Annotated in this window: 18 protein-coding genes; 12 read left to right on the top strand and 6 right to left on the bottom strand. The window is 37.5% G+C overall.

Annotated elements, in window-relative coordinates:
- The first annotated feature begins 179 nt into the window (after positions 1 to 179).
- From ABZP26_RS17435 to ABZP26_RS17410, 6 genes are all read left to right on the top strand, one after another.
- The gene (locus ABZP26_RS17435) at positions 180 to 938 is read left to right on the top strand and encodes a hypothetical protein (RefSeq protein WP_368485803.1); all 759 of its coding nucleotides are present in this window, start codon (positions 180 to 182) and stop codon (positions 936 to 938) included.
- A 364-nt stretch (positions 939 to 1302) separates the two neighbouring features.
- Positions 1303 to 1647, top strand: a complete 345-nt coding sequence (locus tag ABZP26_RS17430; protein WP_368485802.1) for a hypothetical protein — start codon at positions 1303 to 1305, stop codon at positions 1645 to 1647.
- A gap of 194 nt (positions 1648 to 1841) precedes the next feature.
- On the top strand, positions 1842 to 2156 hold the full coding sequence (locus tag ABZP26_RS17425; RefSeq protein ID WP_368485801.1) for a hypothetical protein: 315 nt from the start codon (positions 1842 to 1844) through the stop codon (positions 2154 to 2156).
- A 79-nt stretch (positions 2157 to 2235) separates the two neighbouring features.
- On the top strand, positions 2236 to 3012 hold the full coding sequence (locus ABZP26_RS17420) for a hypothetical protein (RefSeq protein ID WP_368485800.1): 777 nt from the start codon (positions 2236 to 2238) through the stop codon (positions 3010 to 3012).
- A 112-nt stretch (positions 3013 to 3124) separates the two neighbouring features.
- Positions 3125 to 4732, top strand: coding sequence for an LA2681 family HEPN domain-containing protein (locus ABZP26_RS17415; RefSeq protein WP_368485799.1), 1608 nt, complete (start codon positions 3125 to 3127; stop codon positions 4730 to 4732).
- Positions 4733 to 5120: 388 nt separating this feature from the next.
- Entirely contained in the window at positions 5121 to 5315 is a 195-nt protein-coding gene (locus ABZP26_RS17410) for a (2Fe-2S)-binding protein (RefSeq protein WP_036955022.1), read from the top strand.
- Between the two features lie 106 nt (positions 5316 to 5421).
- Here the strand turns inward: ABZP26_RS17410 and bfr (ABZP26_RS17405) are convergent, their stop codons facing one another.
- Both bfr (ABZP26_RS17405) and bfr (ABZP26_RS17400) read right to left on the bottom strand, forming a co-directional pair.
- On the bottom strand, positions 5422 to 5886 hold the full coding sequence (bfr, locus tag ABZP26_RS17405; protein WP_036955020.1) for a bacterioferritin: 465 nt from the start codon (positions 5884 to 5886) through the stop codon (positions 5422 to 5424).
- Positions 5887 to 5897: 11 nt separating this feature from the next.
- Entirely contained in the window at positions 5898 to 6371 is a 474-nt protein-coding gene (gene bfr / locus ABZP26_RS17400; protein WP_013463107.1) for a bacterioferritin, read from the bottom strand.
- Between the two features lie 381 nt (positions 6372 to 6752).
- Between bfr (ABZP26_RS17400) and ABZP26_RS17395 the strand changes: the two genes are divergently transcribed.
- A complete protein-coding gene (locus ABZP26_RS17395) occupies positions 6753 to 6914 on the top strand; it encodes a hypothetical protein (protein WP_013463108.1) in 162 nt (53 codons plus the stop codon).
- Positions 6915 to 7049: 135 nt separating this feature from the next.
- Here the strand turns inward: ABZP26_RS17395 and ABZP26_RS17390 are convergent, their stop codons facing one another.
- On the bottom strand, positions 7050 to 7904 hold the full coding sequence (locus ABZP26_RS17390) for a cation diffusion facilitator family transporter (RefSeq protein WP_013463109.1): 855 nt from the start codon (positions 7902 to 7904) through the stop codon (positions 7050 to 7052).
- 266 nt (positions 7905 to 8170) lie between these two features.
- Between ABZP26_RS17390 and ABZP26_RS17385 the strand changes: the two genes are divergently transcribed.
- The 4 genes from ABZP26_RS17385 (at position 8171) to ABZP26_RS17370 (ending at position 11211) form a co-directional block, all read left to right on the top strand.
- Positions 8171 to 8659, top strand: coding sequence for a GNAT family N-acetyltransferase (locus tag ABZP26_RS17385; protein WP_016899173.1), 489 nt, complete (start codon positions 8171 to 8173; stop codon positions 8657 to 8659).
- A gap of 70 nt (positions 8660 to 8729) precedes the next feature.
- Positions 8730 to 10082: a DNA-3-methyladenine glycosylase 2 family protein gene (locus ABZP26_RS17380; protein ID WP_024602405.1), complete on the top strand. Its 1353-nt coding sequence runs from the start codon at positions 8730 to 8732 to the stop codon at positions 10080 to 10082.
- The gene (locus tag ABZP26_RS17375) at positions 10079 to 10546 is read left to right on the top strand and encodes a methylated-DNA--[protein]-cysteine S-methyltransferase (RefSeq protein ID WP_016899172.1); all 468 of its coding nucleotides are present in this window, start codon (positions 10079 to 10081) and stop codon (positions 10544 to 10546) included. Before ABZP26_RS17380 ends, ABZP26_RS17375 begins: the two co-directional genes overlap by 4 nt.
- 80 nt (positions 10547 to 10626) lie before the next feature.
- Positions 10627 to 11211, top strand: coding sequence for a thymidine kinase (locus ABZP26_RS17370; RefSeq protein ID WP_016899171.1), 585 nt, complete (start codon positions 10627 to 10629; stop codon positions 11209 to 11211).
- Here the strand turns inward: ABZP26_RS17370 and ltaE are convergent.
- Positions 11194 to 12198, bottom strand: a complete 1005-nt coding sequence (gene ltaE / locus ABZP26_RS17365; protein WP_016899170.1) for a low-specificity L-threonine aldolase — start codon at positions 12196 to 12198, stop codon at positions 11194 to 11196. The two genes, ABZP26_RS17370 and ltaE, sit on opposite strands and share 18 nt — an antisense overlap.
- A gap of 18 nt (positions 12199 to 12216) precedes the next feature.
- Entirely contained in the window at positions 12217 to 13149 is a 933-nt protein-coding gene (gene rlmF / locus ABZP26_RS17360; RefSeq protein ID WP_016899169.1) for a 23S rRNA (adenine(1618)-N(6))-methyltransferase RlmF, read from the bottom strand.
- A 129-nt stretch (positions 13150 to 13278) separates the two neighbouring features.
- Here rlmF and ABZP26_RS17355 point away from each other — a divergent pair, with 129 nt between their 5' ends.
- A complete protein-coding gene (locus tag ABZP26_RS17355; RefSeq protein ID WP_016899168.1) occupies positions 13279 to 14187 on the top strand; it encodes an alpha/beta fold hydrolase in 909 nt (302 codons plus the stop codon).
- Here ABZP26_RS17355 and ABZP26_RS17350 read toward each other — a convergent pair.
- Positions 14156 to 15598: a sulfotransferase gene (locus ABZP26_RS17350; protein ID WP_016899167.1), complete on the bottom strand. Its 1443-nt coding sequence runs from the start codon at positions 15596 to 15598 to the stop codon at positions 14156 to 14158. The genes ABZP26_RS17355 and ABZP26_RS17350 overlap by 32 nt on opposite strands.
- Positions 15599 to 15681 lie beyond the last annotated feature (83 nt).

Genomic DNA, 15681 nt, shown 5'->3' with positions numbered 1-15681 from the left:
GCGTTGAGGCTGTAGAGTTACTCTCTTTTTGAAAAGCAGCCTGTTTATGAGTTCCAAATTCATTACCTAATGCTTTAAAAATGCTTAGAGTTAATTGCAGGAACTCATTTTCTAATCGGATTTGGCTGTTGGAGTTTTTCTACAGCCTCGTTATGCAACATTTCATCAAGGAGTAAATTTTGAGCTCAATTAAAGATCACCTGTTCGAGGTTCAAAACGAGCAAGCAGAACAATGGATTCGTGAAAGGCTTAGTGATGATCAGCTTGATGAGGACTCAGAAGAATGGCAAGACTTGGCAAATGAGTATTCAAACTATCAAGATCATCTAATGGAGGAAGCCGAATGGGAAGCCGAAATAAAGTGGTTAAAAGAAAATGGTTCATCCAATATCCACAAGTTTTTTTCAGTTGAGTTAAATGCACTAAAAGCAATGGCTGAAAGCAATTTAGGTCATTCCAGTAAAATGGCGTTTATGTTGCACTCGAATATTATCGTAAAAATGTCTTATGCGTACGCAGTTACTCTTTTGGAATCATTTCTGGCTGACACATTAAAATCCCTTATTACTGAGCGTGAAGCATTCTTGCACAATGCCATTAAAAATGTAGAAGAAGTGAGCAAAGCTAAGTATTCAATTGCAGAGCTGGCTGGAACCGATTTAAGTATTTGTAACTTAGCTTTAAAGCACGTTAGCGAAATCTTGTTTCATAACATTCCTAAAGTAAAGAAAATTTATGAGCAAGTTCTTGGGGTGAAATTACAGCTCGATATATCTAAGGTGTCCAGAATAACCACCTTACGCCACGATATTGTACACAGGAATGGTTACAACAAGGATAACGCACCGATTAATTTAAATGCCCAAGACTTTTATCAGGCAATAGAGGATATAAAAGAGTTCACGTCCTCACTGCAAAAACAGATCAATGCGCTATAGGCTGCATAAAAAGAGGAGGCAGTTAATCCTTTTGGCTGGGGCGGTTGCCAGCGTACTACCATTCCGCTCATGGCAAATAGCCGTTAGTCGGTTTAGAGCGATAACCGGACACTTAAAAAGTTAAATTTATTCATGTGTTTTAAGTAGAAATCTAATTTTGTCCAATAACATTATTAAACGCCGTTTTGGGGCAAAATAACATGCTTAATTTCTAGCTGTTTTAATTTCTAGCTGTTTTAATTACTTGTTTACAAAGGTAATTATTGGTGAAATTATCATGGTATGTAATATAGGCCATTTTGGTGTGTTATAAACCACCAAAAAATGGTGTTCAATAAGCTGTTATGTATACAAGGAGAGTTTGGTGGAATTAAATGACTTTTTCGCTTCAATAAACTGGGCAATTGTTGTTGCGCTATTAACCGTTTTTGTTAGTGTGCTCACTAAGGTAGATCAGAGCAAGCTACAAAGGGAATCTATTGAACTGCAAAAATCACAAGCTACATTATCCCAAAAGCAATTAGAGTCATTTGAAAAAGAAGAGGCTCAAAAGTTACAAGCATCTGTTCGTTTAGACTTAAGAAAGGTTTCGAGTAATAACTATAAGTTTTTCTTATCAAATAATAGCCAGCAAAATGCTAAAAATGTTTCCTTTGAGTTAAATATTCCTTCAAATTATTCTAGCCCACTCATCAGTAGTGAAGTGTAAGAAAAGCTTCCTGTATCTGTTCTCGGTTCTGGAAGCGATGTTTCTTTTATAGCCGCAATTTGTGATGACACTCCTTTGGGATTTAATGTTACAGTTTTATGGACAAATCCTGATGGTTCACAAGGTAAGTCAGAAATATATGTGTCTGCGTAAATGTATGCCTAACAAGAAAAATCAACAAGGACAAATACTGTTTGGCTTTTGTCACTGCGTTACAAAATTATTGCCAAACACTATTTGCCCGTTATTTTGGCGTTAGCCATAAAGAACATAAAGGAATAATCGTGTCCCATAAAAAAGTCGAAATAACTGAATACAACTATACAGAGAAACTGGGAAAATCTTACTTTAATTTTTCCGATATAAACCCATCTGTAAGTTGCACAAATCCATTATGTAATAACCCTAATGTTGCGGCTAAATTTGATGTTGCTCAATTTAGTTGTGAAGGTAAAGAAAGTACAGGTCGAGACTGTAAAAGGCTATTCGAAGTAAAGTTAATTAACTAGTTAATTATGGCTAACAAGGCAATAAAGTCGGATTCGTAACGGTTTATTGCGGCGTTAGCCTTTTATAGGAGAGTATAAATTGTCATTCAGTGGTCATCTCTCTGGAGATATCTATTCTCATTGTTGGTTTTATGAATCAACAAGGCGATCATTTCAATTTGAAGGTTATGGTAATATTTGTGGGGGAATTACGGCGGTGGCCTTAACTGCATTTATGGTGGAAAGCTATTTGAACCTAAGTTGTAAATTGATCTTTGATTTGCAAGCTAGGGTAAACGAAGTACTTGATTCTTCTCCTTCTGATTTCTTTGATGTTATTGATGACAAATCAGTTAAAGGCACTCATATAAACGATAAAGTTGCTATTGCTTATGGATTTAAAGAGCAGTTGGATAACCTAATAGGTGTGTTTAATGACAACTTATTTGGTCGAAAAAAAGTAGACTTTAACCGGTTATGTGTCGGAAAATCATTCTATGAAATAGATGATAAAATAAGATTTTCTCCAAAAGCCAAATTTTTCGCTTTATCTGAAGTTTTATATGCTGATGACACTAAAAAAAAAGAGCACCGAAAACTAATAGAACATTTATTTAATCTAAGAAATTCATTAGCTCATGGAAGGTCTGAATTCGTTTCAAGTTCAGTTTGGATTGAAGCAGATGATAATAGTAGCTTCTCCTCTGAGTCCATACCTCCTCTTCAAGCAAGCTGGCAAGAGCAATGCTCTATTGTAAATGCAAAAAAAGCATTCGATGATTCATGTGAAATCATCAAATTTTTAAGTTTAAGTGCATTCAATGATAAATATCCTTTTAGAATGCCAACTCAAATTGGTGCATTTTTAAAGGGCTAAAAAGGCACTTAAACGCAAATAAAACAGTGGGTTACGTTTCGATCCGCTACACATTATAACCCACAATTTTAGTCCGCTTAGTGCGGCGTTATAAATCACAATCGGAATTCTCATGGAAATAAAGGTCATAGCAATAGAGTTAAATAGACTGTCAGAGGCAGTAAGTATTGGGCAGTTTGATGAGGCTATGAACGGTGCCGATATTTTGTTTCAACAAGTCAATGAAGATACTAAGAGAAGTGCTCATTTTTTTACAATTATATCTAACGTTGCCAGTATATTTATTGATATTGGGCACATGAAACCATGTGCTGACTCTGCTCAAAAGGGTTTGAATATTCTCAATGAGCATAAGAATGAGATAGCCGAACAGATTGGAGAAGATGCCTATTTTTACAATTTGAGTAATGCAAAATCAAATTTAATCAGTGAGAAGAACCCATTTAACCATACCTTCTCTACGATTGAGCAACTTGTAGAGATAAAAACAGACCTTTGGAAGGCTACCAAATTATTCAGAGATAAGAATGCTGGAAAATTTGAGCCAACCTTTATTGTCAATTTAGGAAATTCCTTGAAACAGCAGTTTCGAATAGTTGAGGCTATGGAATGCTACGATCTAGTTAATTCATTAAATCAAGATATCCCCCAATCGTGGATCAATAGATCTGAAACTCTTATGATACTTAACCAAGTTTCGAATACAATTACTATACAAATGCTGGAACAGATTAAAAATGGGTATGAAAATGTACTTTTATCAGAGCAGATTCCTCCAATGTGGCTTGACCATTATAAGGAACAGGTTGCTTTTCATGAAAATAAGATTAGCGAAGCTTGTGAAGATGCTGGTATTGAACCTGATTTACATGATTCAGAAAAAACTAAAGATGAATATGAAAAACTAAGTAGTTACAGAAAATTTTGTTTAGACAATAACTTAAGTTTATCTGAACATGGTTTGTACTGTCCATGTATGGGAAGCTCCAGAGATAATTTAACTATACCTACTGCCGGAGGAGTGGTTGGTGATTTTGTTATTCCGATGGAAATGGTTCTTAATCGGTTAAAGTCAGAGTTTGCGTTCTCACGACATTTATATTTTGAATACCTTACAACAGAGAGTGATTTTGAATTACTTCACGACTCATGTTTTTCAGAGCTTTTTAATGATGAGTTACTAGGTATAGATGTTGAGAAGCTTAGAACTTCTTTTCGATCATGCTTCGGTATATTGGATAAAATAGGTATAGCTATTTGCGAGCTATTTGACCTCTATCCCCCCAATGGAAAAGTCTATTTCCAAAGTTTTTGGCAACTCGACCGTGACAGTAGAAGAGAACTTTTTAATAGCATTAAAAGTCCGGGACTTCTAGCTTTGTATAGTATTGCTACTGATTTGAATGACAAAAAAGATGGTGAGTGGTCATTTTTGAAACAGTTAAGAAATGACTTGGAACATGAGTTTGTGGTTGTTCATAAGAGCGAGACTCCAAGTGATATCTATGAGTCTTACGAATTCATGGATAACATAGTATTTATCAAAGAAGATGATTTTATTGAACATCTTCGACGTATATTGCAATTAACAAGATCTGCAATATTTTCGTTTGTATTTGCAGTGCGTGATAAAGCATTAAACGAAAAGAAAGATGGGGGTATTTATCTTCCTGATAGCATCTATCGACAAGATTATATATTTGAAGAGCAAGATTTATAACAAGCACATGTTGGTGGAGCCAAAGGGATTAAACCTTGACTTTTGACCGTCCGCAAATGGCACAAACCGGAAATAGCCCACGCACTAATCCTGTATTTATACATTAAGGCTTCTTCAGACTTAATGTAATTCATTTTAATCATTCAACTATTTACCTAAATCTAAACCTACTTAAATTTAAGGCGAGACTTTAGTTAATAAATCTCAATTTAAGTGCCATACTTCGATTGAAATTTAAACAATTCTCAAGCTGCCGCGAATTCTCAACTTAAGTGGCGCTGGCCAAAAAAAATGCAAAAAATTCAAATTTTATAAAAAACCAATTGATAACTATTTTCGTTTAGATTAATATAAACCCACTAAATGAAATTGAGAGTTGTTTGTATTCATGTATGTTTGTCTTTGTCACGGTGTGACCGATAAAAAAATTGAGCAAACCATCGACGATGGTGCTACTACCATGCGCGAGCTAACTAAAGAGCTTAAAGTGGGCAGCCAATGCGGTAAGTGTTGTGGCTGTACTAAAAAGATCCTCAATCGTAAACTGATTCAAATAGCAGATATAACCGATCAAGTGGCCTAATAGTAGTCTATATAATAGTCCCTATCTAAACGAATTGGTTTAACACTTAAAAATTAAACATAAAAAAAGCAGCCTTAGCTGCTTTTTTTATGTTTATAACTTTAACTTACAGTTGTGATTGTAAGTAGTTTTCAAGCCCAGTGTTTTTGATCAGCAGTTGCTGTGTTTCGAGCCAATCAATTTGCTCTTCTTGCTCATTTAAAATGTTATCGAGCGCTTCACGGCTAATGTAATCTTTTTTACTTTCAGCTAGTTTAATGGCAGTACGCAGTTCGTCTACGGTATCAAGCTCAAAGCTCATGTTAGCGGCAATCATTTCTTCGCTGTTTTCGCCTATACGTAAACGTCCTAAATCTTGAAGATTAGGTAAGCCTTCTAAAAATAAAATACGCTCAATTAAACGGTCGGCGTTTTTCATTTTTTGTATCGATACTTTGTAATCAGCTTTGTCTAGTTTACTAAAACCAAAATCTTTAAACATACGTGCATGTAAAAAGTATTGGTTAATACCCACAAGCTCATTAGCAAGTACTTTATTTAGTGCTGCAATAACGTCTTTATCGCCTTTCATAATATAAGTCCTTATTCGCCCATTTGAGCTTGGTGATAGTTTTGAGTGCCAATTTTGTCAATCAGACCCAATTGTTGCTCTAACCAGTAGACGTGATCTTCTTCGGTATCAAATAATAGCTTTTCTAGAATTTCACGTGATTGATAATCTTGCTGTTGTTCACAGATGGCAATAACTTCTTTAACACACTCAACCACTTCAAGTTCTAAGGTTAAGTCGTTTTGCATCATGCTTTTTACATCGTCACCAATTAACAGATCACGACGTTTGGTCATGTTTGGTACGCCTTCTAAAAAAAGAATACGCTTGATTAGCCAGTCAGCGTGGTCTTTTTCTTCTTCCATTTCATGGTTAAGACGCTCATAAAGTTTGTTTAAGCCCCAATCATCGTACATACGAGAATGAATAAAATACTGGTCAATAGCAGCTAATTCGTTAGCTAACAATGTATTGAAGGCGTCGATTACTTTTTGATTACCTTTCATAGCGCTTATCCTAAAAATTCTAATTGTGGCTAGTCTAGTATATAGGCACAGAATTGCAAGTAATTTACTTATAAATCATATGGTTAATATTGAGTTTGATTCTTGTTTAAGTTTGCATTGCTGGCTGACAAATGGACAAGTTGTTATTTGTATTTTAGATCAGCAAGTTACATTTTTTATAACATAAAAAGGCATACTTACTAAGGTTATTAAGTAAAGTATTGCAGCTATTCTAAGTGTTGAGGTTGTTCTTTTACGCTTTATTACTTCGAATTCTGGGATGAATACAGTAAAACTGAAATATTTACACAACTGAGTTTTTTCACTCAATTTATTTTGTAGCCACTCTCGTAATCTAATTATTGCTATTGTAGCGGGGTGATGTCTTTGCACCCAGCTCACGGCTCTGTAATTAATGAAGTAAGAAAGGCTAAGGAGCAGGGAAGTGGACATTTATTGTTTACACAAATATCCGTGAAAAAAGCAGATAAAGCTGAAAACTTAATGCTGCCTCTTGCAGCAGCAACTATCAGTACTCTTTAATTTAATTAATTTGTGATAATACTTATCTATCGTATTTTTGTAGCGGTTTAAATAAAAACCGCTGAGAAGTCTATCTAATATAAGTAAACCTACTTAGAGCTTTAATGTAATCATTTTGGTTATTGAAAACAGTGATTAGTAACACTCGATTACACAGTGCTCAATTGCAAATTCATCATGTAAATAATGTTTAATGGCGTTAAGCTCAATAAGGGTATCTGTTTGCATCACAATTTCACAGTGTGTGGTGTTATCGTCGAGTTGCCATGCTTTTATTGATTTTATTTGAGTAATGGCAAACTGTTGCAGTAACTTTTTACTGATAAGTTGCTGGTCAAAACCAATGGGGGCTGCCTGCATTAAAATGCTGCAGCTGGCTTTAAGTAATAATACGCCGTGATAAATAACATACAGTGATATCAATATCGTCGCTATTAAATCAACTACATACCATTGGTATAAAATAATTAAAGTACCGGCAATAATAACCACAATAGAGGCCATGGCATCAGACACATTATGAATAAACGCCGCCTTTATATTCATGTTGTTTTTAGCGCCGGCTTTAAAGGTTAATAATGCAGTGACTAAATCAATGAATAGCGCTACTGCAGCAACCCACACAATGATCCAGCCATTGATAGGTTGAGGGTTTAAATAACTACTTATGGCCTCAAAAATTAAATAACCACCGATGACTATTAACGTGGTGCTATTAAAAAGAGTTGCTAGAATTTCTGCACGTTTGTAGCCAAAATGGTGGGTTGTATCAGCTTGCTTATTGCCAATTTTTCGAGCAACGAGGGCAATAAAAATTGAGGCCGCATCACTTAGGTTATGTAATGCATCGGCAATTAATGAAAGACTGCCGGAAAATACGCCGCCAACAACTTGCACTGCAGTCAGTAAAACATTTATAAATACGGCAAGAGTGAGCTGTTTATCACTTTGGTTATCATCAACGTGACTGTGTGAATGACCATGACCCATTTTAGTTAAACTTCCTCATTGCTTTACTGTGTACTCATAATGACAACTTTTTGCCATATATAAAAGCGTTGTTTTAATTTGTTTTTTTAATGCCCTAATGAATAAATTGAAATAAGCTCATGAACGTTACTTATTGAATATAAAACGATATGCTAGGGTATAAATAAATGTATTAATGGCTTAAATTATCATAATTAGTTAAGCACTTTTTATATTAAATTAGATGCTTACCAGGCATAAAAGTAGTTTTTTAAGGGTCAATAACAATGAACACAGCAATAGAAATTCGCGATGCAAAGCCAAGTGATGCAAAAACAATTCTACACTTTATCAATGAGCTTGCTATTTACGAAAAAGAACCTGATGCAGTTAAAACCGATGAGCAAGCCATTTTAAACACCCTGTTTTGTGAAGGCGCAACGGCGCACAGTTTAATATGTTTACAAGATGATGAGCCAATTGGTTTTGCCGTGTATTTTTACAATTACTCGACTTGGTTAGGTAAAAATGGTCTTTACCTAGAAGATTTATACGTGAGCCCTGATAGCCGCGGAAATGGGGCTGGTAAAGCCATTATGAAAGAACTAGCAAACAGAGCAATCAATAAAGACTGTGGCCGCTTTGAATGGGTGGTACTTGATTGGAATAAACCCGCGATTGATTTTTATAATAGTATGGGCGCTGAGCCACAAAATGAATGGATTATATATCGTTTAACGGGTCAGGCATTAATTGATTTTGCAAATAAAGATTAGTGCCGAATATGGCCAGTAATACGCTTAGTTTTTGCTAAGCTAAGCGCTACCTAATTTACAAGAGCATTTTATGGGTGATCAGCACTGGCAAAAAGCACGTCAAAGTCGTGATGCGCGTTTCGATGGGCTTTTTTATGTAGCCGTTAAAAGTACCGGTATTTATTGCAGGCCAATTTGCCCTGCGCCCACAGCTCACGAAAAAAATGTAGTCTACTATCAGTTTGCACACTCTGCCGCGCAGGCTGGTTTCAGGCCTTGTATTCGTTGTCGGCCCGATAGTGCACCAGGAAGTGCGGCTTGGCAGGGAACAAAAACAACGGCTCTACGAGCCAAGCAATTAATTGATCAGGATAATCAGCACGACTGCGAAAAGCTCGCCACGCGTTTAGGAATAAGCAGCCGTTATTTAAGGCGATTATTTTCTCAATATTTTGGCATTTCTATCACGCAATATCGATTGTTTAACCAATGTCATTTTGCAAAAAAATTGATTCAAGAAACTAGCTTACCGCTTACCGAGATAGCGTTTGCCTCAGGCTTTAAAAGTGTTAGGCGTTTTAATGATGCTTTTTTAAAACAACTTAATATTGCGCCCTCAGCGCTCAGAACCGCCAAGCACCCAGCTGATATTGGGCTCACCTTAATTTTGCCTTTTCGTCCGCCGTATAACTGGCAGGCATTGCATGGGTTTTTAGCAAAACGATTAATTCAGCCAATAGAGTGGTTAACGCCAACCAGTTATGGGCGTACTTTTACTTATAAATCGTGTAGAGGGCGTTTTGATGCTGAGTTTGTTGCAGATAAACATCATTTTCGGGTGCAAATTGATATAGATAATACGCAATATTTACAGCCAGTTATTAACAACATTCGCCGTGTACTTGATTTAGATGCAGATACTTATTTAATTGAGGCGCATTTAAGCGAACACATTAATAATGCATTTCCACTTACTAAAGGCTTAAGGTTACCGGGTATTTGGTCAAGTTTTGAGGCGGGAGTTAGGGCTATACTTGGGCAACAAGTCAGTGTAGCGGCGGCGCACAACCTAGTGACTAATTTAGTAACACAGCTTGGTGAAAAGCAACACCAACAGGTCTATTTTCCTGAGCCTGAAGTGTTAGCACACAGTGATTTTGCATTCTTTAAAATGCCACAGGCGCGTAAAAATGCACTGCATAACCTCGCTGAATTTTGTGCCGTGAATCCCGATTGTGATGATTTAGACCAATGGCTTAGTTTAAAAGGGATTGGCCCATGGACGGTTAATTATGCAAAGTTACGCGGCCAAAGCCAGCCCGATATTTTACTCGATGGCGATTTAGGCGTTAAAAAGGCACAAGCGGCAGCAAGCTCTTTTGAATCTGCGAACTGTGCACCATTTCGATCTTACTTAACTTTTCAACTTTGGCAGCAATTATGATAGTGCAAACCAGTTTACCCAGCCCGATTGATGACATTATTATTCAGGCAACTGAAAAAGGTATTAGTTATGTGGGGTTTTATCCACCGGCCAGTTATATCAGTACGCCTTTAAACGAGATAAATAATTCGCATGTTTTATCTTGTGTGGCGCAGCTTAATGAGTACTTTGCTCATACGCGTACTGAGTTTGATTTAGAGCTTGATACTGGCGGCACGCCATTTCAGCAAAGCGTATGGCAGGCATTGTGTAGCGTACTCTATGGAAAAGTGGCGACTTATAAAGATATTGCCGAGCAGTTAAACAACCCTAAAGCTGTGAGAGCGGTAGGGGCTGCAAATGGTAAAAACCCAATCAGTATTATTGTGCCGTGTCATCGTATTATTGGTGCAAATAAAAAACTAACTGGTTATGCAGGTGGTTTAGAGCGCAAGCAATGGTTACTAGAGCATGAAGCAAAATAAATAGCTAAATAACGTATCCAAATTTGTATTCTGAGCACTTTAAGGTAGCATAAGCGCACTTTTTATTTGAAGGCACGACAATGGCGCAATTATACTTTTACTACTCTGCAATGAATGCAGGTAAATCAACCACCTTACTACAATCTGCATTCAATTATAAAGAACGTGGTATGGAGCCGGTGATCCTCACGGCGGCTATCGATGATAGAGCCGGAGTAGGTAAAGTATCCTCACGTATTGGCTTGCAAGCAGATGCGCATATTTATGATGCAGATATAGATGTTTTTGCGCTTATTCAAGCTCTTAATGCAGATAAAAAACGCCATTGTGTGCTGGTAGATGAATGTCAGTTTTTATCAAAAGACCAAGTTATGCAGTTAACCGATGTGGTTGATGAGTTAGGAATACCCGTATTGTGTTACGGATTGCGCAACGACTTTAGAGGGGAGCTGTTTATAGGGTCACAGTATTTACTTGCTTGGGCTGATAAGCTAATTGAGCTTAAAACGGTGTGTCATTGTGGGCGCAAAGCAAATCACGTATTACGTACCGATGAAAATGGCGAGGCTATTGCCGATGGTAATCAAGTTGAAATTGGCGGCAACGACCGTTATGAATCGGTGTGCCGCAAGCATTACAAAGCGGCGTTAAATATGGGCCGTTAAGACTTTAATAAAGGTATCTATATCCGCTTGGGTAATACCTAAATGGGTTACGAGCCTAAGTTGCTTACTTGGGCTAAACACAATGTCATGTGCTTTTAAATCGGCTGCTAGCTTTGTGATGTTTATGCTGTTATCAAACGTAGCGTAAACCATATTTGTGGTATTACTCATATTTACTTCAAAGCCTGAAATTTCACTTAACTGCTGTGCTAAATAACGCGCATTAGCGTGATCATCGACTAAACGTTGAGTGTTATTTTCTAACGCATATTGCCCCGCAGCAGCTAACATACCCGCTTGGCGCATACCGCCGCCAAGCACTTTACGCCAGCGTCTTGCTTTAGCGATTAACTGCTTAGAACCTAATAATAATGAGCCAACTGGCGCACCTAAGCCTTTCGATAAACAAATAGAGACTGAATCAAAATGTTTGGTGATTTCTTTAATATCAAGGTTAAGCTCGGCTGCGGCATTAAATGCTCGCGCGCCATCTAAATGCAGTGCTAAGTTATGTTGATGAACAAATTCACGTGCTTTAATTAAATAATCAATACCCAGTACTTTGCCACCTATGGTGTTTTCAAGGCTCAGTAATCGCGTTTTCGCAAAGTGGCTATCATCGGGTTTTATTGCAGCAGCAATTTTAGTAAAACATAGGCTACCATCGGCTTCATTTTCAATAGGTTGTGGTTGAATAGAGCCTAAAACGGCAGCGCCACCGCCTTCAAACTTGTAGTTATGAGCACTTTGCCCACAAATATACTCATCACCTCGCTCACAATGCGCCATTAATGCCAATAAGTTTGCTTGCGTGCCGGAGCTACAAAATAATGCATCGGCCACATTAAAACGCAATCTAGCATAGGCTTCCAATTGGTTAACGCTTTCATCATCACCGTATACATCATCGCCAACCGGGGCATGATACATAATATCTCGCATTTTATTGCAAGGCTTGGTCACTGTGTCTGAGCGAAAATCTATCATGAGTAGTCCTTATGGTTGTTATATGAATTCTTCACAAATTTGTTCACGGGTCGTTTTATCAAAATAACTCCACGCAATAAAGCGACTGACTTTTTGCCCTTGTGCCATTTCAACGATTTTATAGTCGCAAATAGGGAGCTGTTTTAGCTGTGTTTGTAAAGCAGCAAGGGTCTCTTTTTTAGAAACCAACGAGGTGAACCAGATCACTTGCTCACTGAACTGAGCGCTTTCTTTGATCATGTTAGAAATAAAGGTCAGCTCGCCGCCTTCACACCATAACTCATTACTTTGGCCACCAAAGTTGAGGGCGTTACTGGGGGCTTTACCTAAGTTTTTCCATTTACGCTCACTGCCTTTATTGGCTTCTTCTGCGCTGGCATGAAATGGCGGGTTACACATCGTTAGGTGATATAAATCTTTCGCATTAACCACCCCTTTAAAAATATGCTCGGGATTTTTTTGTTGTTTAAGCGTTATTTTTAAATCATTAAACTGAGCGAGCTGCTTGGCTATTTTTATTGCTGCTAAATCGATGTCGCTGCCAGTAAAGTGCCATTGGTATTCGCTATTGCCCGTTAGCGGGTAAACTAAGTTAGCGCCAGTGCCTATATCAAGCACTTTAATTTGTCGGCCAGTGGGAATAACCTGCTGATTATCTTCGCTGAGTAAGTCAGCTAAGTAATGAATATAGTCAACTCTTCCTGGAATAGGTGGGCATAAGTTGTGCTCAGGTATGTCCCAAAAGTTAATGTTGTAATGACTTTTTAATAGCGCCTGATTCAAGGTTTTTACAGCTAAGTTATTACTAAAATCAATACTTTGATTGCCTGCTGGCGTCGTAATTAAAAAAGCAGTTAACGAAGGGGTTTGCGAGGTAAGCAAATTAAAATCGTAACCATTTTTGTGTTGATTGCGCGGATGTAATTTAGAACGAGCTGATTTTGCTTTCATGAGGCTTTTTTAACAACAGGAATAAAAGCCAATAGTAACAAATACAGACAAAAAAAGTGCATAATTTTCCCTTTGGCTTACCAGGCATTACTGGTAGGATGAGTTGTTAGCAATTATAAGGAATTCGCTTTGGCAGTTACTCAAGAGTCTGTTTTTATTAAATTAGATGACCATCAAACACTGCATTTACGCCGTATCGCCAACCAGAAGCCAAGTGGTCCTGTGGTGTTATTAATTCATGGTGCGGTAGAAAATGGCAAAATATTTTACACTCATAGCAATAAAGGGTTAGCGCCTTTTTTAGCTGAACACGGGTATTGTTGTTATGTCGCTGATTTACGCGGGCGTGGTGAAAGTAAACCTGCTATTTGTAAGCAAGCACGGTATGGACAAACTGAGGCGATTGTTGAAGATATTCCGGCATTTATTGAGAAAATTGAACAGTTAGAGAGTAAAAAACCTGACTTTTTAGTTGCTCATTCTTGGGGTGGGGTGTTGCTTAATAGCGTGTTTGCTCGCTTCCCTGAGCTGATTAACGATATAAAAGCGTGTGCCTATTTTGGTTCAAAGCGTTCGCTATTTAATAACCACCCTAAAAAGTTATTTCAGGCCAATTTAATTTGGTATTTTATGGCGCCAATATTAGCGAAAAAACACGGTTATTTACCAGCAAAACGCTTAAAGTGGGGCAGTGATGATGAAACTCAAAAGTCGCACTATCAAAGTATGCAGTGGGCTAAGAAAAATCCGTGGATAGACAGTGATGATGGCTTTGATTACGCTAAAACATTAGCAAATCTCACGCTTCCTCCGACGTTACATATTGCGGCAGTAAAAGATAAAGCATTGGCACAGCCTATCGATATTCAAAAGTTTATTGATGAGTCAGGTACTGGGGTGCAAAAAATGCAAATATATGGCCGCCGCTTTGGGCACAAAGTAGATTACGACCATATTAATATGCTTACCCATCCACAGGCACGCCAAGAACAGTTTATGGATGTGCTTAATTGGTTTGAGGCAACGAGAGCAAACTAAGTAAAGGGGCTTCATAACGCTGCCATTTATCAAGGCTTTTGTTATTTACAGGCTGCCTAATCGCATGTTTACTGAGCGTTGTAACGGCGCTTTTATTTCTGTAAAAGTCTAAACAAGTCTGTTCAAATTCACAGCCAGTAAAACTTAATAGTGCGGTTAATTGATCTTTAGGATTTTCAATTAACTGCTCATAACTTAAATTATAAATAGCTAAGCGGTTAAATTGCTGCCAATAGCTCATCAGTTTTTCATAAAGCTGATGGTACAAAGTAAATTCATTCAAATCACAAAAATAGGGTTCGTTTTCAGCAAAGTAATTAGTAAACACTGAAAATGCGGTTGCGTTAAAGTTGCGGGTCAGGTTAATAAACTTAGCGTCTGGGAATAGAATATAAATTAACCCTAAGTTTTGGTAATTGCTAGGCAGTTTATTGATCACAAATGCGCAATTGCTCCCAGAAGAACTTAAGGTATCTAAATATATAGCTCTGGCTTGGTTAATTAAAGGCGTTGTTAGCTTAGTTAAGCATTGAGGGTAGCGTAACCCTGTTTTATGTTCTAAAAAAGCGACTACCTTTTTACTAATACTGGTGTCTTCTCCAAGCGTTGCCCATTGACTGTGTCCTGCTAACATCTGCTCCAGTAAGGTTGAGCCGCTTCGTGGCATACCAATAATAAACACGGGCGTAACAGGATACTGCTTATTTAGGTTTGCTAAATTGAGCACACTTTCATTGTTATATTCAATAAGTTGATCATAAAACCCAATTAAATCTTCAGTATTAAATTCACTGAGTTTGTGTTGTTGCTGATTGGCAATCACAAAATAGTTAAATGCTTGATCAGTATCGTCTAACTTGTCGTAACTTTTAGCTAAAGCATAGTAGCAGACCATTTTTAAGCGTAGGTTATTTGTTTGCGTTAAAAAGTGGTGTAACTGATCGATGTAATTATTTGCTTTATTAAAGCGGCCTAATTGTACCAATTCAAATAAAACATAAGCCGTAACTGGTGCTACTCCAAGCTTTAATGCTTCCTCAAACGTGGCCTGCGCTTTATCAAGCTCGCCAAAGGTTAAATAGTGCTGGGCTAAATAATAATGAGTGTCTGGGTTGTCTGCGGCAATACTTGTTGCGTATTCGAGTACTTTTTGCGCATCTTCAGGAGAGTTGACCGCATTAAATGCATCACTTAGTGCATACAAAGGTTCTAATACATAAGGGAGATGCTGACACGCTCGTTGTAGTATATAAACAGCGGCATCAAATTGTTCTAAACGCAGTGCTACTTTACCTAAGCCAAACAGGGCGTCACCATTATCAGGCTCTGCTTGTAATAGCATTTTGTAATGAAACTCAGCTTCTCTGAGCTTGTTTTGTGATAATAACTGGTCCGCTTTCTTTAGTAGCATAATACAACTAATATTCTTTTTATTTACTATAACCCCAAAGTGACAAAAAATGCGAGTGTAAAAGTCATTTTAAATAGGTTTAT

The organism is Pseudoalteromonas sp. SD03, assembly GCF_040937955.1.
GTDB classification, from domain to species: Bacteria; Pseudomonadota; Gammaproteobacteria; order Enterobacterales; family Alteromonadaceae; genus Pseudoalteromonas; species Pseudoalteromonas tetraodonis.
The sequence above is the reverse complement of the archived record's forward strand: the minus strand, read 5'-3'. Positions and strand labels throughout refer to the sequence as shown.